Consider the following 26,405-nt stretch of genomic DNA (forward strand, 5'->3'; position numbering starts at 1 on the left):
GCGGCGAGATCCTCAACCACCCAGAACGCAAATCAAGGAGAATGATCGCTTTGGCGACTGAATATTACCTCGGTCTTGACGCAAGCTGCGGGGAGTGCCGACACCTCGCCGATCTCCCGCACGACGACCTCGATGGCAAAGTCACCGCTACTTGCAGTGCTGGCCTCGTCTGCATTGCTTGTTTTCCACGTCATGTCCCAGCGCACTTCTGTCATGCTGCTCAAGCCAAGTGAACTCAACTTGCCAGCGATGCCGGCGACGCTGCGTCTAAGGCCACTCTCCTTCAGCTGAACGTGTGCTCGCCGCGCGCGGTCTCGGCGAGGACCCGGTTCAGCAGGTCACGCTCCGCCGTCTTGATGCGCTCATGGAGGGTCGGCTCGTCGTCGCCGGGGAGCACCTCCACCGCGGTCTGGGCGAGGATCGGTCCGGTGTCCACCCCGGAGTCCACCTGATGCACGGTGCAGCCGGTGACCTTCACCCCATGGGCGAGGGCGTCCCGGACGGCGTGCGCCCCAGGGAAGCTGGGCAGCAGGGCCGGATGCGTGTTGATCATCGGCACCGCCTGCCCGTCCGTACGCACCAGGGTGTCGAGGAACTCGGCGGAGACGATCCGCATGAACCCGCTGGACACCAGCACATCCGGCTCAAAACTGAGCACGGCCTCGCCCAGCCGCCGGTTCCACTCCTGCCGCTGCTCCGGCGTCGCCCCCTTCTGCAGGGGGGCGATGAAGGTCTCGATCCCGGCGCTTCGGGCCCGCTCCAAGCCGTAGGCCTCCGGTTTGTCCGAACCCACGGCCGCGATCTCCACAGGCAGGTCACCTGACTGGGCGGCGTCGATCACTGCCTGAAGATTGGACCCCGAGCCGGAGACCAGCACCACAATACGCATGCGTTTCAGCCTACTTCGACGCCGGTCCGTGCACCGCCGTCAGCGGACCGGCTGAGCGCGCTGGCCGTCCTTCCACCGCCGGCGCTGCCTGAAGAACTCGTTCGACGGCGGCAGGAACATCATCACGATCGCCAGGATCGAAAGCCCCACCACACCAGCAGTCATCGCCAAGGCCAGCGGGGCGAAGAACCCGAGGAACAGCATGAACACGCTCAGGCCGCACCAGATGGTCGCGATGATCCGACAGGCGTTGTTCACCATGGTGCCCAGGAGGCCCCACAGCACATACATCGCCAGCAGGAAGAGGCCCCACACCAGGGCCATCCCGCCGAAGATCGTCATGTACAGGTCCAGAAACTCCTCCGGATCTGTGCCCTCCAGCTCAGGGTTCCCGGCCGCCTGGGCCTCCCACTGCTCATCCATCTGGTCCAGGAACTGCTGGTACTGGGCCTCACCCATGACCTCCTGCAGCTCCATGGAGTTCAGGAGGACAAAGCTGTAGATGCCCCAGCCGAGGGAGAGTGCGCCGGCGCCCAGCATCGCCAGCATTGCCACGAGCAGCGCCACCGGGCGCTTCGGCTTCTCCGCGGGGGCTGCCGGGGCGAAGCCCTGCTCACCCTGCGGGTGATGGGCCTCAGGCGGCTGGCCGTACGGGGAGGGCTGGTAGCCGGTGTGGTAGCTGGATTCCTGGGGCGGCTGGCCGGAGGGGCTGCCGTACGGGTTGGGCTGCTGAGGGGCCGACGCCGGCTGCTCGGTCCCGCCGGGCTGGCCCCAGGTGGGCTGGCCGTACGGCCCGGCCGGCTGCTGCTGACCCTCCGGCTGTCCGCCCTGCGGGGTCTCCTGGCGGGGAGCGTAGGCCCCGTAGCGCGGCTGGGGACGGTCCTCATCAGACCCTTGCCGGCCGGACTCGTTCTCGGGCGCGTTGTCACCGTTCGGCGTCGTCGTCATACCTTTCAGCCTACGCCGCACGCCCCTGTCCGCAATCATCCCTGAGGAGGAATCTGCGAACGGCTCTTGGATACGATCACAGGGATGACAACGACCCCACCCTCCGGCGGGCAGCCGGGCACCACCACATCACCCTCAGGGGCCCCCGCCGGAGGGCAGCGCTCCCCCGAGAAGCTCAGGGCCGACCTGAAATGGCTCGGCTGGGGCATGCTCGCCGTGGTGATCGCCTGGGGAACCGCGCAGCTGCCGCTGCCCTACAAGCTGCTGGCCGTGGCCGCCGGACTCGCCGGGATCGCCCTTGGTGTCCTGATGCTGGTCCGGTCCGTGCGCGTCAAGGCCGGGGCAATGATGCACCTGGCCGCCGTCTTCACCGGACTGTGCTGCGGGCTCCTCGGCATCAGCGCAGGCGCCCAGGCACTGTTCTGGGAGGCGACCGCCGAGTTCGAGGCCTGCACCGAACGGGCCGTGACCGACCGCGCCCACAACCAGTGCCTGCAGGACTACGAGGACAGCATGCTCTCGCCGCTCAGCATGAACCAGCAGCAGTAGGCCGTCTCCTCTACCGCAGCAGGCCGATGTCGCTGAGCTGGTGGCTGATGGCTTTGCCGTCGGGCCCGTAGACCCAGGGGATCCGGTGCTCCCCCACGTGCTGGTACCCGTGGGTGTCCTCACCGGGGCCCCCAGCCTGCAGCAGCTCCTCACCTTCCGGCGCCTCGGCGCGGCCGCCGGCCAGGACCGCCTCGGTGTAGGTGAGCTCCCGGATGATGACGGCCTGGACGTTGTCCGGGTGCTCCCGGGCGAACTCCGCGTAGATGGCCGGATCGTGCTGACCGTCGTCGCCGACGAGCACCCACTTCACGTGCGGGAACTCCCGGGCAAGACGCTCCAGCTGCTCCTCCTTGTGCATGCGGCCGGACCGGAACCAGCGCTCTTCGGTGGGGCCCCAGTCAGTCAGCAGCAGCGGACCGTACGGGTACAGGTTCCGGGTGAGGAACCGGGTGAGGGTCTGGGCCACGTTCCACGCCCCGGTGGAGAGGTACAGCACCGGGGGGCCGGGCATCGACGCTTTCATCCTCTCCATCATCACCGCCATCCCGGGAGTGGGGGTGCGGGCATGCTCATCCAGCACGAAGGAGTTCCAGGCCGCAAGGAAAGGGCGCGGCAGCTTGGTGACCACGACGGTGTCGTCGATGTCGCAGATGATGCCGGCGGCGGTCTCGTCGCCGATGACCCGGATGCCTGCGGAGGTGGGATCCTCGCCGGGCGCCTGCAGGGTGATCTGAGTCCAGCCGTCCGGCAGCGGGTCACCCTCGATCTCAATGACCTCGTCGACGATCCCGCCCCGGTCGGCGGCGACGTCGTACTCGCGGCCTGCGATGGTGACCTTCAGCTGGGCGAACGGCACCGGGGCGGAGACGAAGTTCCGCCACCCGCGCACCCCGTCGGCGATCACTTTGGCCACCCGCCGGCCGTTCTCAAAGTCGCGGTCCGGGGCCATCACCACCCGGGAGAAGACCCGCACCCATCGTGGGGACCCGTACCCGGCCAGGGAGAGGACGGTGACGTGCTGGCCGCGCCTGCGGGAGAGGCCGAGCCGGAACTGGTGCCAGCGGTCCTCGATCTTCATCGCCTGGTTGCGGCCGGCGTCGGTGTAGTGCCGGCGCAGCGCGGCGAGGTCCTGATTGCTCCAGCCCACGTCCGCCCAGGCAGGCGCGGCGTCGTCCTGCTCTCTGCGGTCACCCGGCGGCATCATCACGGCACATCATAATCACCGTTGAACAACGCGGGGTTTCATCCCGCTCACCCGGGTTCGCACTGGCACCATAGTGATGATGCCCGAGGACTCTGCCTCCGCCCCTGACGCCGACGCCCGTGAGGGACGACGACGCCGGCTGCGTCTTCCGACCCCGCCGCTGTGGCTCTTCGGCCTGCTCGAGGGCGTCCAGACGGTTCTGCTGACAGCCCTGCTGATCGCGGTTCCCACTGGGCTGATCACCTTCCTGGCCGACCCTGCCGCCTGGGACGTGGAGGGCGCAGGCCAGGCAGCAGGGCAGCTGTGGCTGATCATGCACGCCGCTCCGCTGGATCTCAGCGGGGAAGCCGTCGGCCGCGACGGCGTCTTCCACGCGGTGCCGCTGGGGCTGACGCTCATTCCGGTGCTGCTGTCCTGGCGGTCCGGGCGGCGCCTGGCCCAGGGCGCCTACCCGACGCAGCTCTGGCTGGGGCTGGCGACGTTCGTTCTGGTGCTCCTCGCCGCGGCCGCCGGGCTGGCCGTATGGGTGGAGACCCCGTTCGGCGCCACCTCACCGATGTGGGCGGCCTTGGCTGCGGGCGGCTTGGCGCTGCTGGCCTCCACGGGCGGCTGCGTGTCCGAGGCGCGCAGCGTGGCCCGCATGTTCGGGATGGACATGGAGGAGCGGATTGACCGGTGGTCCGCGCCCGTCAAATGGGCGGGAGCCTACCTGTGGGCGGTGCTGCGAGCCGGAGCCGCATCCGCGGTGGCCGCCGTCGGACTGGCTGCGGCGCTGCTGGCCGGGGTGGTCCTCGCCGGGTGGATGGACATCGCCAACGCCTACCAGCAGGCCGACGCAGGCTGGGGCGGCGCTGTGGGGCTCACCGTGCTGCAGCTGGCGCTTGTGCCGAACCTGCTGCTCTGGACGCTCGCCTACACCACCGGCGCCGGCTTCAGCCTGGGCGCGGACGCGCCGGTGGAGCCGGGCTTCTCAGCCGCTGCGGGAGTGGACTATCTGCCTGTGCTGGCGGTGGTTCCCGACCATGGCTTCGAGCACGGATGGGTGGTCTTTGCCCTGCCGGTGCTCGCAGGACTGTACGCCGGTGTCTGGCTGGCCCGCGAGGGAGAGAATCACTTTGACGACTGGTGCGCCCTGAGGATTCGGGTACGGGCCGTCTCACTGAGCATCTCCACCCTGGTGCTCGGGGCCCTGACGGGGCTCGTGGCGGCCGTGCTGCTGGTCGGGCCCCTATGGCTGTCCCACCTCTCCCTGGGGGTGGGCCGTTTCGCCGACGTCGGCCCCGATGCGCTGCTCACCGCCGGCCTGTTGGGCGCCTGGACGGCCGCGGGCTGCGCCGCCGGGTACCTCACCGCCCCGCTGAGCCGAACGTTCAGGCGCACGCCGGCCAGCTGACGATCAGCGCGGCAGCAGCGTGCCGATGACGCGGTTCTGGGCACGGATGTAGGTGGTGGCACGCATTGAGCGGACGCGGCGGTTGACCTCGATGGCCCGGGCGTAGTGGCCGATCAGCTGATTGCATATCGCCTCCCAGGTCCGCCCCTGCACCTGAGCGCGAGCCGCCGTGCCGAAGGAGGCGCGTGCGGCGTCGTCGTTCACCAGGTGCTCCACCCGGCGTCGCATACCCTCCAAGTCTCCAGGCGGGTAGAGCCAGCCGGTGCGGCCCTCGTCCACCAGGTCAAGGGGTCCCCCGCGGCCGACGGCAACCACCGGCAGCCCGGCGGCCTGGGCCTCCTGGATGGTCTGGCAGAAGGTCTCCGCCTCCCCGGGGTGCACGAACAGGTCCAAGCTCGCGACATGCTCGCCGAGGTCCTCGCCGGACTGGAACCCGGCGAAGCAGGCGTTGGGCAGCTCCCTGGCCAGGGACTCTTCCATGGGGCCGACGCCGATGATCACCAGCCGGGTGCCCGGCATCCTGTCCAGCACCGCGAGGTCCTCCACCTGCTTCTCCGCAGCCAGGCGGCCCACAAACCCGATGAGCAGCTCACCGTCCGGAGCGATCCGAGCCCGCAGCTCCGCGGAGCGTCGGACCGGGCTGAACAGCTCGGCGTCCACCCCGCGCCGCCAGGTCCGCAGTCGTCTGATGCCGCGCTCGCGCAGCTGCTGCTTGGTGAAGGCGGAGGGCACCAGGGTGTAGGTGGAGGCCTGATGCATCCGCTCCACGTGCTGCCAGAGCAGCTCTTCGGCCCACGGGACCTTGTACCGGCCCGCGTAGGCAGGGACCTCGGTCTGGTAGATGGAGACCGTCGGCAGGCCCAGGGCGTCGGCGGCCTGGATGGCCCGCCACCCCAGCACGAACGGGGAGGCGACATGCACGACGTCGGGCTGCAGGTCCTCCAGAATACGGCGAATCCGCGTCACGAAGCCGGCGGCGACCCGCACTCTCGGGTACTCGGGAAGCGGAAGGGCCGGCACCCGGATGACCGGGTAGCCGTGGTAGAGCTCCGGCTGGTCCGGGAGCTCCTCGGCCAGCGGGTGGGAGTCGAACATCGAGTCGGAGGGTGCGACGACGGTGACCTCATCGCCGCGGCGATGCAGGTGAGCAAGCACCTGCAGCACGGAGTTGGTCACCCCGTTCATATGAGGCAGGAAGCTTTCAGCAACAACCGCGACTTTCATCACTCCCAGATTAGGACGTCCCTGGTGACGGGCGGGAGGCCCCCAGGTTGAATAGCGATGAACTCTGCGTGAACGGCACCGTCGGGAGCTGAAACGCGCGGCCGGTAGCCTGTTCCAGGTGAGCACCATCCCCTCCCCCGCAGACCTGAGAACCATCGCCGTCTCCGCCGCACAGTCGGTGGGCACTCCCCTGAAGGAGGCGTTCCGCGCCGCCATGGAGGTGGAGACGAAGACCTCCAACAGCGACCTCGTCACCATCCACGACAATCGGACTGAGGAAGCGCTGATCCAGCGGCTCTCCGAGGCGGTGCCGGACTCGCGGTTCACCGGCGAGGAGGGCGGATCCCACGGTGAGGGCCGGGTGGAGTGGATCATCGACCCCATCGACGGGACCTCCAACTTCGCGCACGGCTTCGACCACTTCAGCATCAGCATCGGAGCGGCAGTCGACGACGTCGTGGTCGCCGGAGTGGTCTATGACCCCATCAACGAGCTGACCTTCTCCGCTGACGACGACGCCGCATACCTGAGGACCCGGGACGTCCCGGAGTCCGTGCTCGCGCCGGCCCCGAAGACCGGCGTGGCCGAGCCGAACCTGAACCTGCTGACCAACTTCCCCGGCCCCTGGATGGTGAACCGGCACGGAGATGAGGCGCTGCGTACCTTCGGGCAGCTTGTGACTGCTTACGCCACCGTGCGGCGGATCGTCTCCGGCGCCCTGGAGCTCTGCTACGCCGCCGCGGGCTGGGCCGATGTGGTCGTGAACTGCCGCACCAGCCCCTGGGACATTGCGCCCGCCCAGCTCATCCTCACCCGCGCCGGAGGAACCTTCCGGCCCTACGGAGCCCGTGGTGAGCTGTCCTTCGACGGCGCCCCGTCCCCGCACGCCCACCTGGCCCCGGGCTACGTGGGCCTGGCCCCCGGGGTGGAGTCCCCGACCGCGGAAGAGGTCCCTGCCCGGTTCGTCTGGAACCAGTGACGTTTTGAGCTCAGGCCCGATGCCCTCTAAGGGCTGGCCCGTCATCAACTTTGAATCAGAACCCTACGGCCCAAGGCGATATATCGCTGAGGTGGCACTCAAACTCTGGGGTTTCGTAACTGACGATCAGTCTCGCACTGAGGTCCAGCAGCAAAACCCCTGCGTGTTTACCCGTTGCGCGTTCGGCCAAGGACACAGAGATGTTGGGTCCCGTTCTCTCCGCGTCAACCACTACGGCATCACACTGGAACGGTGGCCGAGTTCGCCAATCCGTCAATACAGATATGGCCTCCATGAGGGTTTCGATAAAGCCTCTTGGCAACGGCTGGCCATATTACCGACCTTTCTCAGGTCCGCTCACCACTAAGGTTGATGAAGGTTTAGGAATGCCGAAGGGTTAGGGACGCTGAAGCTTTGTCACGCGGAGTCTGCCTGTCGCCGCCAGGTGCCACTTTCTGCGCACCATAGTGGGGTGAGCGAGGAGACCGAGCAGCAGCACGAGCCCGACAGCGCCCCCGCCGAGCCGACCCCGCAGCAGATCCGCCGGTGGCGGAAGTACCTCGCCGATGAGGAGGCCGAGGCCAAGCTCTACTGGAAGCTGGCGCAGAAGCGCACCGGCGAGGAGAAGCAGATCCTGCTGGGCCTGGCCGAGGCGGAGAAGCGCCACCAGGCGCACTGGCGGACCCTGCTCGGCCCCCATTCCTACAACCTGCCGCGTCCCAGCGCCCACCGGGTGCTGCTGGGGCGGATGGCCTGGATCTTCGGCTCAGTGTTTGTCCTGGCCCTGGCCCAGCGCGCCGAGGGCGACTCTCCCTACGCCCGTGACGAGGATGCCACCCCCCGCATGGCTGCCGACGAGGAAGTCCATGAGGAGGTCGTCCGGGCGCTTGCCGCCCGCGGCAGGGAGAAGCTCTCCGGCGGTTTCCGGGCCGCCGTCTTCGGCGCCAATGATGGCCTGGTCTCCAACTTCGCGCTGATCATGGGGATGGGCGGCACCGGCGTGGGTGCCACTGTGGTGCTGCTGGCTGGGATCGCCGGGCTGCTCTCCGGGGCGCTGTCCATGGCGGCCGGAGAGTTCATCTCCGTGCGCAGCCAGCGGGAGCTGTTGGACGCCACGCGCCCCACCCAGGCGACCCTGCGCGCGGCACCTGACCTGGATCTGGACCACAACGAGCTGATGCTGGTCTACCGGGCCCGCGGGCTCAGCGAGGCCGACGCCGAGCATCGGGCCCTTGAGCGGCTGAACGTCTTCGACTGCGACTGCCGCCCCGAGCTCTCCCACAGCGAGGAGGCTGCGGAGGACGAGCACCGGGCCGTCGGCTCTGCCTGGACCGCCGCGGGCTCAAGCTTCTGCTTCTTCGCCGTCGGCGCGCTCATCCCTGTGCTGCCGTACCTGTTCGGCGCGGACGGGTGGCTCGCCGTCGGGCTCTCCACCGGCCTGGTGGGACTGGCGCTGCTGGGGACCGGCGGGGTGGTGGGGCTGCTGTCCGGGACAAGCCCCACCACCCGCGCGCTGCGTCAGCTGGCGATCGGCCTGGGCGCCGCCGCGCTCACCTACGCCCTCGGCTCAGTCCTCGGCGTCACCGTCGGCTGACCATCGATTCGCAATCGCGCCACGGCCTAGCAACCATTTCATCCCTTTGTTCGTGCATCACGTGTTAGGACAACTAACCACAGCATTCCGATTGTCACGAGAACGAGAAGATTACCGAAAAACCTGATACTTATCACTGGGTCGTCATGCAGCAGAATATCCACCCCGAAGACAGCCACAGCAACATATCCCATCACGACAATTCCGAAGAGAACTTTCACTAATAACGAATTTCTCCTTTCCGGATGACGCCCCATCAGCGCCCCCAGCAGCTCACAGGAGGAGTTCCTCCTGCGTTGAGATAGATACCACCGGTGGAGCCAAAGGTTTGGCAAGCGATAAGCGCAGCAGCACCGAGCCCAACTGCAGCAATCAGACGGTCAGTAGCGCAGGAGTCCAAAATCCACTGATGCCCCCACGGAATGTAGTACTGATTGTAGGAGGCCGTGCAGGTACTCATAGTCGAAGCCATGGCCCCAACTTCTTCACTTGCATCTGCGATCGGCGCTTCCCCTCTGACTTCACCGCCCATTCCATCTACAACAGCAGCAACGTCCGCGATGCCTTGCTCAGAGAGGCCCGTCTCTCGAGCAGCAGAAGCATCAAAAACGCCACTTTCACGATCAATAGCCGCCGAGACCGCTTCAACGTCAGCTTGCTGCTGAGTCGTGAGCTCAGCAGGCTCAAGATTATCGTCTGCCAACACTGCGTGTTCCGGAGCCTCGGGGGCGCCTACTTCTTCGGCCTGAGCACCTGGTGCGCCAACGAAGGTTGCAGCCACCATCACAGCCACGGCAAGCAATGCCGCCACACTTATCGTCCCGGGAGACGTATTTTCAGGAGTCGAGACTGCCGTCATATCAAGTTTCCTTTCACCATCTTTGGATGCCACTGTGACGCCGCTTCAATGCTTCTAGGAATTTAGAGCCCACCTCTAGTCCCCCTCAGGGGACATTAAACACCTCGGCCTACCGTCCCCGGTGGACACTGCAGGTTGGGCAGATCTAACCCAGGCGCGGCTCGACGAACCCCAGCTCGGCAGCACGGACCAGCAGCTATGTTCGGTCATGCGTGCCGAAACGCTCGTTCAGGCGCTTGCTATACGTCTTGACTGTCTCCTTGCTGAAATGCAGCTCACGGGCAATCTCCGTGTTCACCATCAGCACCTCCCCAAACTGCTCGAGGAACGAGCCGTATCCTCCATGGGGATCTTCATGTATAGGGTTGGAAGGAATGCATGTTCGTGCGCAATCCATCGGCGCGCAATTAACCATCGGGCCCTCAGACCCGAACTCCTGGTGCTTAAAGATCCGCTCCTCTGGGCCTCGCTGACCGCACGACCCGTGTTTTCCTCCCATGGAGCGCCAGCTTGATGAGCTCGGTCACGAGGAAGACGACGACGCCGGCTCCCGTCACCACCGCCAGGTGCTCGGGGCTCAGCGGCTGGGACTCGAAGAGCGCCTGCAGCGGTGCCGCATAGATGAACAGCAGCTGCAGCACCGTCAGTCCCGCCACGCAGCCCCAGGCGACCCGGCTGCTGCCGAGCACCGCCGGCCGAAGGCTGGAGGACTCCAGGGCCTTGACGTTGAACAGGTAGAAGGCCTGGCAGACCACCAGCACCGTGGTCGCCAGCGTCCGGGCCGACTCGAGGTCGTCCCCGACGGCGATCCGCCACTGGAACACTGCGATCGTCGCGGCCGCGATCAGCAGGGACACCACACCGATCTGGACCATATGACGCAGCTCCACCAGCCCCTTGGCAGGGTCCCGGGGCCTCCGTCGCATCACCCCGGGCTCCGCGGGCTCGAACGCGAAGGCGAACGCCAGGGTCACCGCAGTGACCATATTGGCCCAGAGCACCTGCAGCGGCGTCAGCGGCAGCGTCCATCCCAGTGCCACGGCAAAGAGCACCACAGCGGACTGGGCACCATTGGTGGGCAGCAGGAAGACGATCGCCTTGCGCAGGTTGTCATAGATGCGCCGTCCTTCCTCCACCGCCGCCTCGATGGTGGTGAAGTCATCATCGGCGAGCACGATCTCCGCCGACTCCTTCGTGACCTCAGTGCCCTTCACACCCATGGCGACGCCGACGTCAGCCCGGCGGAGGGCGGGAGCATCGTTGACGCCGTCGCCGGTCATCGCCACCACCTCGCCCTCGGCCTGCATGGCCTTGACCAGCCGCAGCTTGTGCTCCGGGCTGGTGCGGGCGAACACGTTGTGCGTCTCGGCCAGGCGCCGCAGCTCGGCGTCATCGGCCTGCTCCAGCTCGTGCCCGCTGACCGCGCCCGCTCCCCCATCGATTCCCATCTGGGCAGCGATGGCGCTCGCAGTGCCCACATGGTCGCCAGTGATCATCTTCACACTGATCCCGGCATCGTGGCAGGTCTCGATTGCTGTGATCGCCGCCTCCCGGGGCGGGTCCACGATCCCCACGACGCCGAGGAAAGTCAGCTCCTCGAGAGAATCGAGGGTCAGCAGCTCAGCGTCCCCGGCTGAGCCGTCGCGCTCAGCGGCAGCGAGCACGCGCAGCCCCTGCGCGGAGAGCCGCTCCACCTGGGCCTCCCAGTAGGCGCGGTCCAGGGGTGCTGCACCGTCCGGGCCCATCTGTGCGGCGGCCCGGTCCAGCAGACGGTCGGGCGCGCCTTTGACCAGCACCCGGGGCCCGCCGTCGGTCTCAGCCGCCGTGGCCATCAGCTTGTTGTCCGAGCTGAACGGCAGGGTCGCAGTGCGCTTCACCCCAGCAGGGTCAAAGCCGACCTTGGCGGCGAAGGCCTGCAGCGCGCCCTCGGTGGGCTCGCCGCTGATACCCCATCGGCCGTCCGTCTCGATGAGCTGCGTGTCATTGGCGATGCTCATCGCCTCGGTCAGCCGGCGCAATGCCGGGTCCTGCAGATCCACGCGAGCAGCGTCGTCGTGCACCTCGCCCTCCGGGGCGTACCCGGTCCCGGTGACGGTCAGCTCCCGGTCTGCGAGCGCGGCGGCGGCCACGGTCATCTCGTTCTTGGTGAGCGTTCCCGTCTTGTCCGAGCAGATCACGGTGACGCTGCCGAGCGTCTGCACAGCAGGCAGGCGCCGGGTGATTGCCTTCCGCCGGGCCATCGCCTGCACGCCCAGGGCTAGGGTGATGGTGATCAGCGCGGGCAGGCCCTCCGGGATTGCGGCAACGGCGAAGCTCGCGGCGGCCTGCAGCAGCTCACCGGTATCGGTGCCGTGGGCGAACATTCCGACCAGCACCAGCACCAGGGTCATGACCACCACGGCGAGCGCCAGCCAACGCCCGAAGGCGGCGATCTGCCGGGTGAGCGGGGTCTGCAGCGACTCCACCTCACTCATCATGGTGCTGATCCGGCCGATCTCAGCCTGCGAGCCGGTGCCGACGACGACGCCCTGCCCCGCACCGGAGGTAGCCATAGTTCCGGAGAAGGCAAGGCAGGAACGGTCGCCCAGTGGGGCTTCCGGGCTGACCGGGGCGGCGCTCTTCTGGGCAGGAACCGACTCCCCGGTGAGGGCGGACTCCTCAATGTTCAGCTCCTGAGCCTCAGTTAGCCGCAGATCAGCGGGAACCCGATCGCCTGCGCGCAGCCGGACGATGTCCCCAGGGACGAGGTCCCCGGCCGGCACGGTCTGCCACTGCCCGTCGCGCCGAGCGGCGGCAGAGGGGGAGAGCATCTCGCGGATTCCCTCCAACGCCCGCTCCGCCCGACCCTCCTGGAGGAAGCCCACGACGGCGTTGATGAGCACCACCGCCAGGATCACGATGGTGTCGATCCAGTGCTGCAGGACAGCGGTCAGGGCCGCCGCGCCCAGCAGCACGTAGATCAGCACGTCATTGAGGTGCCGGAGGAACCGGACGACGGCGCTGTCCTTCTCCGCGGCGGGGAGAGCGTTGGCCCCGTGCACGGCCAGCCGCTCCTGGGCCTGCTGCTGGGTGAGGCCCAGGGCGGCGTCGGCCTCATACTGGGTGAGCGCCTGCTCCGCGGTGAGCGCATGCGGCGGCGTGAGCTCGTTCTGGGGACGGGCGCTCACTTCAGCCATGCAGCTCCTTTCTCACCGGCGATGCTGGTCACAGCCCGCTGCCACGGCTGCGCAAGGCTCAGCCGCATGTGGCCCACCAGGAAGGCGAAGGCCAGAATCACGATTGCGTTGGTCAGGTTGTAGTTGACGAAGGGGTTGGCCTCAATGGGGAAGGCCGCCAGCCACATGAAGAACTGCATCAGCGCGCCGGCCACGGCGGCCAGCCGCACCGCGATGCCCAGCATCAGGCCGATGCCCACGCACAGCAGGCCCACCATGAACAGGATATCCACAATGGTGGCCCCCGCCATCGGGCTGAAGACCGGCTCGAGAGCCCGTTCGGCGCTGAGGTAGCCTTCGGTGGGCGAGCCGCCGTCGATCCACCCGGCGCCGGGCGGGGTGTTGAGCTGCCACCCGAAGGTCTTGTCGAGGAAGGCCCAGAGGAACTCAAATCCGAGCAGAATCCTGACCACCGCCAGCAGGTAGAGCGCAGGGATGAGGATGCGCGGGGCCTCAGCCCGAACTGGCAGCCGGCTCTGGGTGTGCGTGGTCATGGGCGTCTCCGTTCTCAAGGTGCGGTGAGTGACGTGCGGTGGGCCGGACCGGCGCTGCGGCCTGGTCAGCTGGCGTTGGACCCGGAGCCGGGATCGGCCTCGGGGGCCGGACCCCGCAGGAAGTGACGACCCGTGATCTCAGTCGGGGTGACGCGCACGTAGTGCTCTTTGACGGTGGGCACAATGGTCTCCAGCCCGAGCGCCTCCGCCGCGGCGAGCTCATCGGAGGTCTGCAGCTGCTCGGCGGTGCCGCGGACGATCACGGACCAGCCTTCCTCGGGCAGCACGGCGTCAGCCTCGAAAACGATCTGGTCATTGACGGTGAGCTCGGCGAGCTTAGTGCCGGGAGCGGTCCGAAAGACGATGGTCCGGTCCTGAACGGCGAAGTTGACCGGGAAGATGTCCGGCCGGCCGGAGACGACGAGGACCAGGCGCCCGAGCTCCGCGGTGCTCAGCAGCTGCCAGGACTGGTCTTCGGCCAGTGTGAGGACGGGGTTCTGGTTCGGGTGGTCGAACAGCATGGGAGCTTCCTCTCTCCCCCCGGCACCTCGGGGGGGGGTCGGGGACACCATCGTATCGAGACCCGCCGAGTTTTTCTACACTCTGTAGAAAATGTGCCGGCACGCAGAAGCGCCGCCGTCAGCTCTTTGGGAGGAGCTGCGGCGGCGCTGCCTGGTTCTGCTTCAGCCTCAGCCCTTGACCGCTCGACGGAGCAGCTCGGCCGTCTCGGACGGCGTCTTGCCGACCTTGACCCCGGCTGCCTCGAGGGCCTCCTTCTTGGCTTCGGCGGTGCCGGACGAGCCGGAGACGATGGCACCGGCGTGGCCCATGGTCTTGCCCTCCGGTGCGGTGAAGCCTGCCACGTAACCGACCACCGGCTTGGTGACATGGGCCTTGATGTACTCCGCGGCACGCTCCTCAGCATCGCCGCCGATCTCACCGATCATCACGATCGCCTTGGTGTCGGGGTCGTTCTCGAAGGCTTCGAGCGCGTCGATGTGGGTGGTGCCGATGACCGGGTCGCCGCCGATGCCGATGCTCGTGGAGAACCCGATGTCCCGCAGCTCGTACATCATCTGGTAAGTCAGGGTGCCGGACTTGGAGACCAGCCCGACAGGCCCCGACTCGGTGATGTTGGCCGGAGTGATGCCGGCCAGTGCCTCGCCGGGGGTGATGATGCCGGGGCAGTTGGGGCCGATGATGCGGGTGGTCGGCTTGCCGTCGGACCCAGTCTTGGCGGCCGCCAGGTTGTAGAACTCGGCGGTGTCCTGGACCGGGATGCCCTCCGTAATGACCACCAGCAGACCGATGCCGGCCTCGATGGCCTCCACGGCGGCGTCCTTGGCGAACTTGGGCGGCACGAAGGCCACGGAGACGTCGGCACCAGTCTCAGCCATCGCCTCGGAGACGGAGCCGAAGACCGGCAGGTCGGTCTCATAGCCGTCTTTGTGGACGTGGGTGACGTGGGTGCCGGCCTTGCGGGCATTCACGCCGCCGACGATGTTGGTGCCCGCCTTGAGCATCAGGGCGGTGTGCTTAGTGCCTTCGCCGCCGGTGATGCCCTGGACGATGACCTTGGAGTCCTTGTTGAGGTAGATCGACATATCTGTCTCCGTCCCTTACTTATTGGCCAGCTCGGCGGCCTTATCGGCCCCGGCGTCCATGGTGTCGGCAGTGGTGACCAGCGGGTGGTCGGCCTCGGCGAGGATCTTCCGCCCGGCCTCCACGTTGTTGCCGTCGAGGCGGACCACCAGCGGCTTGGTGGCAGTGTCGCCGAGGATGTCCAGGGCCTTGACGATGCCGTTGGCGACGGCGTCGCAGCTGGTGATCCCGCCGAAGACGTTGACGAACACGGACTTCACCTGGCTGTCGGAGAGAATGACGTCCAGGCCGTGAGCCATCACCTCGGCGGAGGCACCGCCGCCGATGTCGAGGAAGTTGGCGGGCTTGACGCTGCCATGAGCCTCACCGGCGTAGGCGACCACGTCGAGAGTGGACATCACGAGCCCTGCGCCGTTGCCGATGATGCCGACCTCGCCGTCGAGCTTCACGTAGTTCAGCTCGTGCTCGGCAGCCTTGGCCTCCAGGGGGTCCACGGATGACTCGTCGATCAGCTCGGCGTGCCCGGGCTGGCGGAACGCGGCATTCTCGTCCAGCGTGACCTTGCCGTCGAGAGCGATGATGCGCCCGTCCCCGGTCCGCACCAGCGGGTTGACCTCCACCAGAGAAGCATCCTCCTCCTTGAAGACCTTCCACAGCTGCTTGAAGACCTTCGCCAGCGCCGGTGCGTCAGCAGCGTCGAACCCTGCCTTGGCGGCGATATAGCCGCCGATGGAGCCGGTGACGCCGACGTTGGGGTCAAAGTTGACCCTGGCGAGCTTCTCCGGGGACTCCTCGGCGAGCTGCTCAATCTCGACGCCGCCCTCCTTGGAGCACATCGCCAGATATTGGCGCTCGGCGCGGTCCAGCAGGATGGAGAAGTAGTACTCCTCCGCGATCTCCGCGCCCTGGGCAACCATCACCCGGTGCACGGTGTGACCCTTGATGTCCATGCCGAGAATCGCCTGGGCGTGCTCGTAGGCCTCCTGCGGGGTCTTGGCCAGCTTCACGCCGCCGGCCTTGCCGCGGCCGCCGACCTTCACCTGGGCCTTGATGACCACAGTGCCGCCGATCTGCTCGGCGGCCTTCTTTGCTTCTTCGGGGGTGGTGGCGACCACGCCTGCGAGCACGGGGACTCCGTGCGCTTCGAACAGGTCGCGCGCCTGGTACTCGTAAAGGTCCACAGGGGTGTCCTTCTGTGTTGACGACAAAGCGAGTGACGAGAGCCCGCTGGCGTCACATCACTTCATAAATGTGACTCAGGTGACTTTCTCCAGGGGAGCATATCGCAGGAGGAGACGCTTCTCAGCACCGCCGAAGGCAACCTTCGCCACGGTCTTGTCTCCTGATCCTTCGACGCCGAGCACCTCGCCGACGCCGAATTTCCCGTGCTTGACCTGGTCACCGGCGCTGAGTGAGGGGATCTCCCGGGTCGGGTTCACATTCTTCGGCGCGGAGGGGGCGGAGCGAGCTCCCGTGAGGGACTCCTCGCTGCTCCATCCGGTGCCGCCGAAGCTTCCGCTGCTGCCTCCGAACCCGCCGGAGCCGAAGCCCCGGGAGCCGCCGCTGCGGGCCGGCACGGACTCGGGGCTGGAGTGCAGCAGATGCTCCGGGATCTCGGCGAGGAACTGGCTGGGAGGGTTGTAGGAGACCTGCCCCCAGAGGCTGCGGGACTCAGCCCGGCTCAGGCAGAGCCGGTGCTCGGCCCGGGTCAGCCCCACGTACGCGAGCCGTCGCTCTTCGGCGAGCTGCTCGGCGTCGCCCATGGAGCGCTGGTGGGGGAAGACGCCGTGCTCCATGCCGGTGAGGAACACCACCGGGAACTCAAGGCCTTTGGCTGTATGCAGAGTCATCAGGGTGACCTGGCCCTGCTCGGCGGCGAGGCGGGCGGACTCGTCATCGTCGGCGGCGGGGACAGCATCGGCGTCGGCGATGAGGCTGACCTGCTCAAGGAAGCCCTCAAGGGAGGCCTCCTCCGTGTTGGCCTCGTACTCCTTCATCACGGCGACGAGCTCGCCCAGGTTGTCGGCGCGGGATTCGTCCTGCAGATCCTTGGACTCGCGCAGCGCGGCCATCATTCCGGACTGCTCGAGCGCCGCCTCAAGCACTACGGAGGGGTTCTCATCGACGGCGAGGCTGGTGACGTCGTCGATCATCCGGACGAACGATCCGATCTGCTTGACCGCGCGGGTGGAGGCGGCGGTCTCATCGGCCCGGCGGAGCGCCTCGAGGAAAGTGATCCGGTCGCGGGAGGCGAGCTGGGCGACGGCGTCCTCCGCCTTCTCCCCGATGCCGCGCTTGGGCTCGTTGAGGATGCGCCGGAGGTTGACGTCGTCGTCGGGGTTGTTGACCACGTGCAGGTAGGCGAGCGCGTCCTTGATCTCTTTGCGGTCGTAGAACCGGGTGCCGCCGATGACCCGGTAGGGGATGCCGCGGTGGATCAGTCGCTCCTCCAGGGAGCGGGACTGGGCGTTGGTGCGGTAGAAGACGGCGACGTCGGAAGGCTTCACGCCCTCGTCGTCGCCGAGCCGGTCGATGGTCCGGGCGATCCACTCGGCCTCGTCGGACTCGGAATGGGCGACATGCAGGGTGACGTCCGGCCCCGCCCCGGACTCGGTCCAGAGGCTCTTCTCCTGGCGGGACGAATTCTGGGAGATGACCGCGTTGGCGGCGTCAAGGATGTTCTGCGTGGAGCGGTAGTTCTGCTCGAGCTTGATGACATGGGCCTGGGGGTAGTCCCGCTCGAACTCGGTGATGTTGCGGATGTCGGCACCCCGGAACGCGTAGATCGACTGGTCGGAGTCGCCGACGACGGTCAGCTCGGCCGGAGCCGTCTGCACTTCCTCATCCGGGGCGGTCAGCTGGCTGATCAGCCGGTACTGAGCATGGTTGGTGTCCTGGTACTCGTCGACCAGCACGTGCCGGAAGCGGCGGCGGTAGCTGTCACGGACGGCGGGGAACGCCTCCAGCATGTAGACGGTCTCGGTGAGCAGGTCGTCGAAGTCATAGGCGTTGGCCGCGCGCAGCCGCTGGGAGTACTCGGCGAAGATCGTGGAGACCGCCTCGGAGAACGGCTCATTGGGCGCTTTGGCGCTGAACTCCTCGGCGTCGATGAGCTCATTCTTCAGGGCGCTGATCCTGTTGCGGATGGCCCGCGGGCTGAACCGCTTGGGGTCCAGCTGGTGCTCCTTCGCAATCTGGGTGACCAGCCGCAGGGAGTCGGAGGCGTCATAGATGGTGAAGCTGGACTTCCGGCCGATGGTCGCCGCCTCCGCGCGCAGGATCCGCACGCAGGAGGAGTGGAAGGTGGAGATCCACATCCGCTGAGCGGCCGGGCCGATGAGCCGCTCCACGCGCTCCCTCATCTCTCGGGCGGCCTTATTCGTGAAGGTGATCGCCAGAATCTCGTGCGGCCGGGCCGCTCCGGTCTGGATCAGGTGAGCGATCCTGCGGGTGAGCACCGCGGTCTTCCCGGAGCCCGCCCCGGCCACGATCAGCAGCGGGGACCCGGAGTGGAGCACCGCTTCCCTCTGCTGCGGGTTCAGCCCCTCCACAGCCGCCTCGGACGGAGCCGGCGACTCCTGCAGAACCGCCGGGGCGTCGTCGTGGGCACCGGCCAGTTGGCCGCTGCGTGTCCCGCGGGCCCCCTGGCCGGCACGCTCTGAAGGCGGAGTGAAGAGAAAATCCATGACGGCTCCATTCTACGACCGCCCCCTGACACGACATCCTCTGCACAGGAGTCCCAGCCTTGTTGAGTTACCCGGCCTCTATCCAGAGAGGGCCCGCGCGACTGTCGGCTCGGCTGCGAAGGGCAGGGCTCAGGCCTGTCCCCACTGGGTGAGCGATGCCGAGCTGGGTGAGCAGACCTTTGCCGAATGGCTGGAAGAGCAATGAAACGGTTTTCTCATTGATGATAATTTATGAAATGTGGTTTCAGAGTGTGAGGATCTTCTGGCGATGCGGGGACGGCTGCGGTCGCTGCTGCCGAGGCTGAAGGACGGCCACGCCCGCGTGGTGAACCTTGTCACCACAGACCCCCAGTCCGCGCTCAATGGCACCGCCGCGCAGATCATCGGCCGGTCGGCCTCCGCCACACCGGTGAGACCCGCCAGAGCCTCGCCGTGGTGGACATGCTGCGCTCGGCGGTGGCCCTCGGGGTGACGGCATGAGCGGCATCGCGCTGGCGATGGTGCTGGCGGCCGCGGTCTTCCACGCCGTGTGGAACCTGGCGGCGAAGACATCCCGCGGGGACACGACCATCTTCATCTGGATGTACTACTCGATGGCGTGTGCGGCAACCCTTCCCGTCGGCGTCGCCCGTGCCGTGGTGACCGACGCGGACTACGGCTGGGAGCTCCCCGCGGCGGCCTTCGTCACCTCGCTGCTGCACATCGGATACGCCCAGCTGCTGCAGACCGGCTACCGGAAGGCTGATCTCGGCGTGGTCTACCCGGTGGCACGCGGAGTCGGCCCGGTCCTGACCATTGTGATCGCCGTCGCAGTCCTCGGGGAGCGCCCAGAGACCCTCGCGCTGATCGGAGGCCTCGTGGTCATCGGAGGGATTCTGCTCGTCACGGGACGGAAGCTGTTCCAGCGCTCCTCCGGGCTGGGCACCGGGCTGCTCTACGGTTCGGCAACGGGCGCGGCCATCGCGGCGTACACGCTGTGGGACAACTACTCCGTCAATGGCCTGGGCATCGACCCGATCCTCTACTTCGGTCTCAGCGGGGTCTTCCAGTCCGCTGTGATGCTGCCGTGGGTGCTGCGCAGGCGGGAGCTGATAGGCCCCACCTGGCGCAGTGACAAGAGGCCCGCCGTCATCATCGCGACGCTCTCCCCGCTGGCGTACATCCTGGTGCTCTATGCGATGACCTTCACCTCGGTCGCGCTCGTGGCCCCGGTGCGGGAGTCATCGATCATCATCGGCTCCCTGCTGGCCTGGTGGCTGTTCAAGGAGAAGGACCCCGTCCGCCGGCTGGCAGGGGCCGCGGTGGTCGCCGCCGGAATCGCTCTCATCGCAGTCAGCTGAGACCCTGCATGGCAGGAGCCGCTGCGGCGGAAAGCGCCGTGCTCCCTGCCTTGCTGAGGAGAAGCTCAGCCTTCGTAGAAGGGGTAGTCGGTGTAGCCGCGCTCTCCGCCCACGTAGAAGGTGGCGGGGTCGGGCTCATTCTCCGCGAGGTCCTCCCACCAGCGGCGGACCAAGTCCGGGTTGGCGATCACCGCACGTCCTACGCTGACCGCCTCAGCAAGGTCCTCGTCCACCAGACGCGCGGCAGCCTCCCGGTCGGTCTGCACGCCGAAGCCGGTGTTGGCGACCAGCGGAGCACCTGACACCTTCCGGATCATCTGAACCAGCTCAGAGGCCGGATCTGCATTCAGCACGTCGATGTGGGCCAGGCCGAGCGGCGCCAGGCCCTCGGCGAGCGCCCGGTAGGTGGCCAGCGCGTCGGCGTCGTCCTCCTCGAGGGCGCCCTGGATGTTGTGCTGCGGAGAAAGCCGGATGCCGGTCCTGCCCGCACCGATCGCCCGCGCGGTGGCAGCGGCGATCTCCACGGAGAGCCGAGCCCGGTTCTCGGGGCTTCCGCCGTACTGATCGGTGCGCTGATTGGTGGTGGGAGCGGTGAACTCGTGGATGAGATAGCCGTTTGCCCCGTGGATCTGGACGCCGTCCATTCCTGCGGCGACCGCGTTCTCCGCAGCCCGGACGAACTGCTGCACGGTTTCGCCGACCTCCTCTGTGGTCAGAGCGTGCGGGACGGGGTGGGCCTGCTTGCCCTCCGGGGTGCGGATCTCGCCCGGGGCGGCGATCGCCGAGGGCGCAGCGACCCGTCCCGTGGCGGAGATGCTCGGGTGGCCTATACGCCCGCCATGCATGATCTGCATGATGATCCGGCCGCCTTCGGCGTGCACCGCCTCGGCCACCCGGCGCCAGCCCTCCACGTGCTTCTGCGTCTCAATGCCGGGCTGCCCGATCCAAGTGCGCCCCTCCCCCGCCGGCCAGGTGCCCTCGGTGGTGATGAGTCCCGTGCCGGCCCGCTGCCGGTAGTACTCGACCACCGTGCTGTTGGGGGTTCCGTCCTCCTCGGAGCGGATGCGGGTCAGCGGGGCCATGACGAGCCGGTTGGCGAGATTCATGGAGCCGAGGGTGACGGGGGTGAAGAGGGCGGAGGTCATCGGTGTCCTTGCCTGGAGGGGTCGTGCGGTCCGGCAGGGGCAACCTCAGGGCCCGACGTCGCATTCCGGGGAGTGGGGAATCCCACACGAGGACGCCGGCTCGGAGGGCAGCGGCGGGCTTGCGCCTAGTCCTCGATGTCTGCCCTTCCGCCGATGGGGATGGTCCCGGTGTTCGCAGCAAGGTCGTCGACCTGGTCACGGCGGTCCACCCGGCACCGGTTCTGCCGCATACGGGAGGTGATGGGCCGCATGAGCACGTCCCCGAGGGCGATGCCGGCGGCGATCGCCACAATGATGGTCATGGCGGTGAACAGCAGGTGAAGCCCTGCGTTCATCATCTCCGCGGAGGAGCCGAGCGCGATCTGATACATCCCGCGGAAGATGATCAGACCAGGGAGCATGAACATCATTGCCGGCACTGCCACCACCAGCAGCGGGGCCTGCAGCCGCAGCGCAATGATGCGGGCCAGGGACCCGATCACCACCGCACCGACCACCGGCGAGAACCAGCTGCCCAGGCCGAGGCTCTCCGCGGCGTAGTACGCGGAGAAGCCGAGGCAGGCGACGGCGCCTGTGGGCAGCAGCAGCCGCCAGGGCGCCTGCTCCACGATCGCGGCGGTCACAGCGGTCGCCAGCACCAGCAGCGCCAGGACCGCCGGGTTATAGATGTGATGGATGCCTTGGACGATCTCCACCTCGGGGGCGCCCAGGGCGTCGGCGGCGATGACTGCAGTCATGATCCCCGCCGTCATGCCCGCGAAGGACACCAAGGTGGAGACCAGCCGCCCGGCCGCGGTGATCGGGAAGGCATGAATGACATCCTGCATGGCGTTGACGATCCTCACACTGGGCAGAAGGATCATCAGCCCTCCGGCGACCACCATGGACGGGGTGATGTCGGCGCCGATCCAGACCGCCGCCAAGGCGAACGCCGTAGCGGTGAACCCGCCGGCGGCGAGGGTGAAGATCTCCGGGATCCGCCAGGCGACCAGCTGCCGGGTGATGCCGAGCACCAGCAGGGTGGCTGCGAAGCCGAGGAAAGCATCCAGCGGCGGGGCGCCCGTGTAGCTGGCGAAAAGGCCCGCGAAGAGCGCACCGGCGAGGGTGACCACCCAGCGCGCATAGGGCTTGGGCTCGCTGCGGATCTCTTCGAGCCGCCGCTGCGCCTCAGCACGGGTCAGCCGCCCGGAAATGACGTCGGTGACCATCTGGTGGACGTCGCAGAGTGCCCGGAAGTTCCCGGACCATGAACGGACCACACGCACCCGGGAATAGGGGACCTTGCCTTCGGGCGCCCAGTTGAAGATGATCGACTGGTTGGTGATGTCCACATCGATGTTCTTCATCCCGAAGGCGGCGGTGACCGCAATGATGCTGGTCTCCACGTCGAAGGCGCCGGCCCCATAGCGGAAGAGGGTCTCCCCCAGGTCGAGGACGAAGTCGATGGTGACGAGCTCGTCGGCCTCCTGCGGCGCCTCGGCGAGCATCGGATTGGCGTAGGGGGTGCCGGCGAGCCGGTCGACGATGGGGATGGTGCCGGTGGCCGCCTGGGCGGGTTCGATCACCCGACGGAAGACGTGGCGGACGTCGGCCTTCTGCTCGAACGCGGCGGGGTCAAAGCGAGCCGGCTTCTTCTTCCCGGCCGCCCGCGGAGGCTTGGCGCGGCGCTTCTGCTTAGGCACGGGGGCCGTCTCGGACGCCGGCCTGACCACGGGCAGAAGCTGGCTGCTGGTGTCCGGCTCGGAGACCACGGGGTCGATCGGGGTCGTCGGATTGTGGGGCGGCATAGGCCCTCCAGGGAAAAGTGCGGATGTCGGCGATGTGGAGAGATATGTGAGGCGGAGAAAGCCGACCGGCTGTCGAGATACGACCAGATCACACTGCAGAAAGCGCCCGAATGGGCAGTACCCCTAGGAAGCCTCGATCTCTGCCCATATCGTCCCACGGGCAGAAGCCTCAGCACAACGAGGCCGGGGCCGCGGCGCGCACCCAGGCAGGACGGCTCACGTATGCCGCGAAGCGATCACCGCACGGCATTGCTGCCTGCGAGACGTGGAAGCCTGGTGCCGCGTGGGTGTTCTACGCTCGAACGATGAGCCACCACGCCATGAGCCCGCAGCCGTCGGTGCTGATCGTTGAGGACGAGGCGCCGCTGGTTCGACTGGTCGGCGACTACCTGCGGCGGGATCGGTTCGCTGTTCGTGCCACCGACGACGGGCACGAGGCCCTGCGACTGATCCGCTCGCACCAGCCATCAGTGGTTGTCCTGGATCTCGGGCTGCCCGGATTGGACGGGGTTGAGGTATGCCGCCAGCTGAGGACCTTCTCTGACTGCTACGTCATCATGCTTACGGCTCGAGCAGATGAGGGTGACCGCCTCATCGGGCTGTCCGTAGGGGCTGATGATTATGTCACCAAGCCCTTCAGCCCCAGAGAACTGGTGCTTCGAGTCAAAGCTATGCTCCGCAGGCCTCGGCTGGCGGCCGCACCGCCGCCCCGGACGCATCTGGTGGGGCCCCTGCGTGTCAATGAGGCCTCCCGGGAAATACGGCTGGACTCTCACCCGGTCGAGGTGACCCGAACCGAGTTCGACCTGTTGGCCGCACTGATCGCCGAGCCCGGCGCCGTGTTCTCTCGCCGGGAACTGATCAACCAGGTTTGGGGAGAGGAATGGGTTGGTGACGAGCACCTGGTCGATGTTCACATCGGCAATCTCCGCAGAAAGCTCGGCGACCAGCCCGCCCGTCCCCGCTTCATCCGCACTGTTCGCGGCGTGGGCTACAAGCTCGAGCCGGACAGAGCCTCGTCATGAGACTGCCGGGCGAGCTGAGACTTCAGAGCAGAATCCTGCTCTCGGTAGTTCTGGTGGTAGCTGCAGCCGGCTTGACGGCTTGGACTGTTGCACTCGTGACAGGGCCGGCGATCTTTCATGAGCACATGCTCATGGTGGAGACCTCTGACCCGGACCCTGAGGTGGTTGCTCACGCGGAGGAGGCCTTCGGGCATGCATGGCAGCTGTCCCTGGCCCTGGCCCTCCTTGCCGCCTGCCTCGCCTCAGTCCTGGTCAGCGTGATTCTTGCCCGACGCATCACATCAACGGTGGACACCCTGCGCAGCGCTGCGCTGCGGGTGGCAGGCGGCGACTATCGCGGGGAGGTTCCCGCCGGGAAGATGGGGGTGGAGCTGAGGGAGCTCGCGTCGGCCTTCAACAGTATGGCTGCGGAGCTGGCGACCACGGAGCAGACGAGAAAGCGTCTTCTATCAGATCTGGCCCACGAGATGCGGACACCCCTGGCAACCGTTGACGGGTACCTGGAGGGGATGCTTGATGGGGTCACCGAAGCCGAGCCCGAGACGATCGTCATGCTGCGTGAGCAGACTGAACGCCTCCGGCGCCTTGCTGACGACGTCTCGCTGGTCAGCGCTGCCGAGGAGCATCGGCTCAGCGTGAAGAACGAACCGCTCTCTGTGAATGAACTGGTCCGAGCAGCTGAGGCGCAGGCGCGCGCCTCATTCCTCAGCGAAGGCGTGCGGCTGTCAGCGGAAGTCAGCGCGGATGACCCCGTGATCTACGGGGACAGGGACCGGTTGTCCCAAGTGCTGACCAACCTGCTGGACAACGCCCTGCGGAACACCCAGAGCAACGATGCCGTCACTCTGCGCACTCTGAGAGCCGGAGAGGCGGTAGTTCTTCAGGTCGAGGACAGCGGACACGGCGTCGCAGCCGAGCACCTGCCGCACCTCTTCGAGCGGTTCTACCGCGTGGACTCAGCACGAAACCGCACCCACGGCGGTTCCGGTATCGGCCTTGCCATCGTTCGGTCCATCGTCCAGGCTCACGGCGGGCGAGCCACGGCGACGAGTGAAGGCTTTGGGCACGGAGCGACATTCACCATCGAACTCCCGTACGCGGCAGACGAAGACCAGCAGTGACGGCCGCCCACGGACGGGCGGCGTGTGAAGATTCAGTCAAGAAACGACGATCTGGCCCGTAAACCAGCGGCGCGCTCGTTAGTGTCAATGGTCGCGCGCAAACCAGAAACTCTGCGCCATCTCCAGCTTCAAACCCCGGGAGACTGAATGTGTCACCTTCGAGAGTGACTTTCTCCGCGACTGAGCATCATCCAGGCCCAGCTCGAGTCTCAGCCCTGGATGCAGCACGCGGACTGGCCATCATCGGCATGGTCGCTGTCAATGTCGGGCCGCGGGACGGCTCGTCCCTTATGGATTTCATCTACCGCCTGCCCCACGGCCGAGCGTCACTTCTCTTCGTCCTGCTCGGCGGCGTCGGCTTCACGCTCATGACCCGAAGAGCCAGAAACCATCAGAGCAGCGTTCCTTGGGAGGCGATTCTCTGGCGCGCCCTTCTGCTCCTTGCGGTGGGGCTCCTGCTCCAGGAGCCAGAGCATGAGATCCGAGTCATTCTGACAACGTATGCGGCGCTGTTCTTGGCAGGGCTGCCCCTCATCAGGGCAGGCAGCCGATTGCTGCTGGCTCTGACCGTCGCCAGTGTCGGCCTCGGCCCACTCCTGTGGATCCTGATCCAAGACCACCAAGAGCATGGTTTCAAACGGGAACCTGTGACAGCGGCTGAACCACCTTGGGAGATACTCACCGATGTCCTTGTGACCGGCCCCTACCCAGCCGTGGTGTGGGCTGCCCCGTTCTTGTTCGGAATGTGGCTGGGACGATTGGACCTCGCACAGCCAAAGATCAGCACCCGCCTCATCCTGTGGGGAGGACTCACGGCTGCGGCTGCGCACGTCGCATCGCTGACTCTCATCGGAGTGTTCGGCGAACCATCCAGCCACAATGACTGGCAGCGCCTGGTCAGTGATGTGGCGCACTCAGAGATGCCCCTATGGATACTCGGGGGCGGCGGAGCGGCCGTCTTCGTGCTGGGAGTGTGCCTGAAAGTCCCCGGATGGAGCGGGCCCGGCGCCCGATCACTTGCTGCGCTGGGACGCATGGCTCTCACCGCCTATGCAGCCCATCTCCTCGTCCTCGCACTCGTGGTGAGGCCGGGACCTGAGACGCTGCTGGGCGGGCTGACCACCACGATCGCCTTGTGCACCGGGCTGATCCTCTTCGCAATCCTCTGGTTCCGAGTCGCGCACCAGGGTCCACTGGAAGCGCTGCTTCGTCCGCCCTGGGACCGAAGCCGCAGCAAGAGATAGCCGCAGGGCCTTCCGCAGTCGTCAACGGCTGCTCAGGGTTCTATGAAGATTTTCGCAAGAGCGGGCTGCTGGAGCGACGGAGCTGCTTCCCATCGGGTTGAATCAGT

At 67.0% G+C, this 26,405-nt stretch carries 24 protein-coding genes; 9 read left to right on the forward strand and 15 right to left on the reverse strand.

The annotated features are described in order from the left end of the window. Positions 1-32: 32 nt before the first annotated feature. From FWJ47_RS01735 to FWJ47_RS12120, 3 genes are all read right to left on the reverse strand, one after another. The gene (locus FWJ47_RS01735) at positions 33-215 is read right to left on the reverse strand and encodes a hypothetical protein (protein WP_147103281.1); all 183 of its coding nucleotides are present in this window, start codon (positions 213-215) and stop codon (positions 33-35) included. Between the two features lie 68 nt (positions 216-283). After that, positions 284-889, reverse strand: a complete 606-nt coding sequence (purN, locus tag FWJ47_RS01740; RefSeq protein ID WP_147103283.1) for a phosphoribosylglycinamide formyltransferase — start codon at positions 887-889, stop codon at positions 284-286. A 39-nt stretch (positions 890-928) separates the two neighbouring features. Next, the gene (locus tag FWJ47_RS12120; RefSeq protein WP_211358949.1) at positions 929-1,837 is read right to left on the reverse strand and encodes a hypothetical protein; all 909 of its coding nucleotides are present in this window, start codon (positions 1,835-1,837) and stop codon (positions 929-931) included. 84 nt (positions 1,838-1,921) lie between these two features. On the opposite strand from FWJ47_RS12120, the gene FWJ47_RS01750 reads away from it, so the two are divergent. Next, positions 1,922-2,386: a hypothetical protein gene (locus FWJ47_RS01750; protein WP_147103285.1), complete on the forward strand. Its 465-nt coding sequence runs from the start codon at positions 1,922-1,924 to the stop codon at positions 2,384-2,386. A gap of 10 nt (positions 2,387-2,396) precedes the next feature. Here FWJ47_RS01750 and FWJ47_RS01755 read toward each other — a convergent pair whose 3' ends face one another. Further along, on the reverse strand, positions 2,397-3,590 hold the full coding sequence (locus FWJ47_RS01755) for an App1 family protein phosphatidate phosphatase (protein WP_246126116.1): 1,194 nt from the start codon (positions 3,588-3,590) through the stop codon (positions 2,397-2,399). Between the two features lie 79 nt (positions 3,591-3,669). Between FWJ47_RS01755 and FWJ47_RS01760 the strand changes: the two genes are divergently transcribed. After that, positions 3,670-4,983 carry a cell division protein PerM gene (locus FWJ47_RS01760; protein WP_147103287.1) on the forward strand — a complete coding sequence of 438 codons (1,314 nt, stop codon included), beginning with the start codon at positions 3,670-3,672 and terminating at the stop codon, positions 4,981-4,983. Positions 4,984-4,986: 3 nt separating this feature from the next. Here FWJ47_RS01760 and FWJ47_RS01765 read toward each other — a convergent pair whose 3' ends face one another. Then, positions 4,987-6,207 (reverse strand): glycosyltransferase family 4 protein, encoded by a 1,221-nt coding sequence (locus FWJ47_RS01765; protein ID WP_147103289.1) that lies wholly within the window; start codon positions 6,205-6,207, stop codon positions 4,987-4,989. A gap of 118 nt (positions 6,208-6,325) precedes the next feature. Between FWJ47_RS01765 and FWJ47_RS01770 the strand changes: the two genes are divergently transcribed. Further along, positions 6,326-7,186, forward strand: a complete 861-nt coding sequence (locus tag FWJ47_RS01770) for an inositol monophosphatase family protein (RefSeq protein ID WP_246126117.1) — start codon at positions 6,326-6,328, stop codon at positions 7,184-7,186. A 472-nt stretch (positions 7,187-7,658) separates the two neighbouring features. After that, complete coding sequence (locus FWJ47_RS01775) at positions 7,659-8,780, forward strand: VIT1/CCC1 transporter family protein (protein ID WP_147103294.1); 1,122 nt, start codon at positions 7,659-7,661, stop codon at positions 8,778-8,780. Between the two features lie 256 nt (positions 8,781-9,036). On the opposite strand, the gene FWJ47_RS01780 is transcribed toward FWJ47_RS01775, so the two are convergent. From FWJ47_RS01780 to pcrA, 8 genes are all read right to left on the reverse strand, one after another. Beyond that, the gene (locus FWJ47_RS01780) at positions 9,037-9,639 is read right to left on the reverse strand and encodes a hypothetical protein (protein ID WP_147103296.1); all 603 of its coding nucleotides are present in this window, start codon (positions 9,637-9,639) and stop codon (positions 9,037-9,039) included. Positions 9,640-9,835: 196 nt separating this feature from the next. Continuing rightward, the gene (locus FWJ47_RS12400; protein ID WP_147103298.1) at positions 9,836-10,138 is read right to left on the reverse strand and encodes a LuxR C-terminal-related transcriptional regulator; all 303 of its coding nucleotides are present in this window, start codon (positions 10,136-10,138) and stop codon (positions 9,836-9,838) included. After that, a complete protein-coding gene (locus FWJ47_RS01790) occupies positions 10,083-12,815 on the reverse strand; it encodes an HAD-IC family P-type ATPase (protein ID WP_147103300.1) in 2,733 nt (910 codons plus the stop codon). The genes FWJ47_RS12400 and FWJ47_RS01790 overlap by 56 nt, the downstream gene beginning before the upstream one ends. After that, positions 12,803-13,348 (reverse strand): DoxX family membrane protein, encoded by a 546-nt coding sequence (locus FWJ47_RS01795; protein ID WP_147103302.1) that lies wholly within the window; start codon positions 13,346-13,348, stop codon positions 12,803-12,805. Before FWJ47_RS01795 ends, FWJ47_RS01790 begins: the two co-directional genes overlap by 13 nt. 65 nt (positions 13,349-13,413) lie before the next feature. Further along, entirely contained in the window at positions 13,414-13,869 is a 456-nt protein-coding gene (locus FWJ47_RS01800) for a pyridoxamine 5'-phosphate oxidase family protein (RefSeq protein ID WP_147103305.1), read from the reverse strand. Between the two features lie 168 nt (positions 13,870-14,037). Further along, the gene (gene sucD, locus FWJ47_RS01805; protein ID WP_147103307.1) at positions 14,038-14,952 is read right to left on the reverse strand and encodes a succinate--CoA ligase subunit alpha; all 915 of its coding nucleotides are present in this window, start codon (positions 14,950-14,952) and stop codon (positions 14,038-14,040) included. A 15-nt stretch (positions 14,953-14,967) separates the two neighbouring features. Beyond that, the gene (gene sucC / locus FWJ47_RS01810; protein ID WP_147103309.1) at positions 14,968-16,131 is read right to left on the reverse strand and encodes an ADP-forming succinate--CoA ligase subunit beta; all 1,164 of its coding nucleotides are present in this window, start codon (positions 16,129-16,131) and stop codon (positions 14,968-14,970) included. A gap of 75 nt (positions 16,132-16,206) precedes the next feature. Further along, positions 16,207-18,636 carry a DNA helicase PcrA gene (gene pcrA, locus FWJ47_RS01815; protein WP_147103311.1) on the reverse strand — a complete coding sequence of 810 codons (2,430 nt, stop codon included), beginning with the start codon at positions 18,634-18,636 and terminating at the stop codon, positions 16,207-16,209. 238 nt (positions 18,637-18,874) lie between these two features. Between pcrA and FWJ47_RS01820 the strand changes: the two genes are divergently transcribed. Next, entirely contained in the window at positions 18,875-19,108 is a 234-nt protein-coding gene (locus FWJ47_RS01820) for a hypothetical protein (protein WP_147103313.1), read from the forward strand. Between the two features lie 4 nt (positions 19,109-19,112). After that, the gene (locus FWJ47_RS01825) at positions 19,113-19,976 is read left to right on the forward strand and encodes a DMT family transporter (RefSeq protein WP_147103315.1); all 864 of its coding nucleotides are present in this window, start codon (positions 19,113-19,115) and stop codon (positions 19,974-19,976) included. Positions 19,977-20,041: 65 nt separating this feature from the next. Here the strand turns inward: FWJ47_RS01825 and FWJ47_RS01830 are convergent, their stop codons facing one another. Further along, positions 20,042-21,121, reverse strand: a complete 1,080-nt coding sequence (locus tag FWJ47_RS01830) for an alkene reductase (protein ID WP_147103317.1) — start codon at positions 21,119-21,121, stop codon at positions 20,042-20,044. A gap of 125 nt (positions 21,122-21,246) precedes the next feature. After that, positions 21,247-22,908 (reverse strand): threonine/serine exporter family protein, encoded by a 1,662-nt coding sequence (locus FWJ47_RS01835; protein WP_147103319.1) that lies wholly within the window; start codon positions 22,906-22,908, stop codon positions 21,247-21,249. A gap of 305 nt (positions 22,909-23,213) precedes the next feature. Here FWJ47_RS01835 and FWJ47_RS01840 point away from each other — a divergent pair, with 305 nt between their 5' ends. From FWJ47_RS01840 to FWJ47_RS01850, 3 genes are all read left to right on the forward strand, one after another. Next, the gene (locus FWJ47_RS01840) at positions 23,214-23,933 is read left to right on the forward strand and encodes a response regulator transcription factor (protein WP_147103321.1); all 720 of its coding nucleotides are present in this window, start codon (positions 23,214-23,216) and stop codon (positions 23,931-23,933) included. A 131-nt stretch (positions 23,934-24,064) separates the two neighbouring features. Next, positions 24,065-25,054, forward strand: coding sequence for a sensor histidine kinase (locus FWJ47_RS01845; RefSeq protein WP_246126118.1), 990 nt, complete (start codon positions 24,065-24,067; stop codon positions 25,052-25,054). Positions 25,055-25,422: 368 nt separating this feature from the next. Next, positions 25,423-26,298, forward strand: a complete 876-nt coding sequence (locus FWJ47_RS01850) for a DUF418 domain-containing protein (RefSeq protein ID WP_342779666.1) — start codon at positions 25,423-25,425, stop codon at positions 26,296-26,298. The last annotated feature ends 107 nt before the right edge of the window (positions 26,299-26,405 follow it).

Source organism: Nesterenkonia populi, from assembly GCF_007994735.1.
GTDB lineage: Bacteria > Actinomycetota > Actinomycetes > Actinomycetales > Micrococcaceae > Nesterenkonia > Nesterenkonia populi.

Coding starts and splice junctions, on each gene's coding strand:
- FWJ47_RS01755 (WP_246126116.1), bottom strand. CDS start 3,590: ATGATGCCGCCGGGTGACCGCAGAGAGCAGGACGACGCCGCGCCTGCC.
- FWJ47_RS01825 (WP_147103315.1), top strand. CDS start 19,113: ATGAGCGGCATCGCGCTGGCGATGGTGCTGGCGGCCGCGGTCTTCCAC.
- FWJ47_RS01795 (WP_147103302.1), bottom strand. CDS start 13,348: ATGACCACGCACACCCAGAGCCGGCTGCCAGTTCGGGCTGAGGCCCCG.
- FWJ47_RS01840 (WP_147103321.1), top strand. CDS start 23,214: ATGAGCCACCACGCCATGAGCCCGCAGCCGTCGGTGCTGATCGTTGAG.
- FWJ47_RS01760 (WP_147103287.1), top strand. CDS start 3,670: ATGCCCGAGGACTCTGCCTCCGCCCCTGACGCCGACGCCCGTGAGGGA.
- FWJ47_RS01845 (WP_246126118.1), top strand. CDS start 24,065: ATGGTGGAGACCTCTGACCCGGACCCTGAGGTGGTTGCTCACGCGGAG.
- sucD (WP_147103307.1), bottom strand. CDS start 14,952: ATGTCGATCTACCTCAACAAGGACTCCAAGGTCATCGTCCAGGGCATC.
- FWJ47_RS01735 (WP_147103281.1), bottom strand. CDS start 215: ATGACAGAAGTGCGCTGGGACATGACGTGGAAAACAAGCAATGCAGAC.
- FWJ47_RS01765 (WP_147103289.1), bottom strand. CDS start 6,207: ATGAAAGTCGCGGTTGTTGCTGAAAGCTTCCTGCCTCATATGAACGGG.
- FWJ47_RS12120 (WP_211358949.1), bottom strand. CDS start 1,837: ATGACGACGACGCCGAACGGTGACAACGCGCCCGAGAACGAGTCCGGC.
- FWJ47_RS01780 (WP_147103296.1), bottom strand. CDS start 9,639: ATGACGGCAGTCTCGACTCCTGAAAATACGTCTCCCGGGACGATAAGT.
- FWJ47_RS01835 (WP_147103319.1), bottom strand. CDS start 22,908: ATGCCGCCCCACAATCCGACGACCCCGATCGACCCCGTGGTCTCCGAG.
- FWJ47_RS01800 (WP_147103305.1), bottom strand. CDS start 13,869: ATGCTGTTCGACCACCCGAACCAGAACCCCGTCCTCACACTGGCCGAA.
- FWJ47_RS01850 (WP_342779666.1), top strand. CDS start 25,423: ATGACCCGAAGAGCCAGAAACCATCAGAGCAGCGTTCCTTGGGAGGCG.
- pcrA (WP_147103311.1), bottom strand. CDS start 18,636: ATGGATTTTCTCTTCACTCCGCCTTCAGAGCGTGCCGGCCAGGGGGCC.
- purN (WP_147103283.1), bottom strand. CDS start 889: ATGCGTATTGTGGTGCTGGTCTCCGGCTCGGGGTCCAATCTTCAGGCA.
- FWJ47_RS01830 (WP_147103317.1), bottom strand. CDS start 21,121: ATGACCTCCGCCCTCTTCACCCCCGTCACCCTCGGCTCCATGAATCTC.
- FWJ47_RS01790 (WP_147103300.1), bottom strand. CDS start 12,815: ATGGCTGAAGTGAGCGCCCGTCCCCAGAACGAGCTCACGCCGCCGCAT.
- FWJ47_RS12400 (WP_147103298.1), bottom strand. CDS start 10,138: ATGGGAGGAAAACACGGGTCGTGCGGTCAGCGAGGCCCAGAGGAGCGG.
- FWJ47_RS01750 (WP_147103285.1), top strand. CDS start 1,922: ATGACAACGACCCCACCCTCCGGCGGGCAGCCGGGCACCACCACATCA.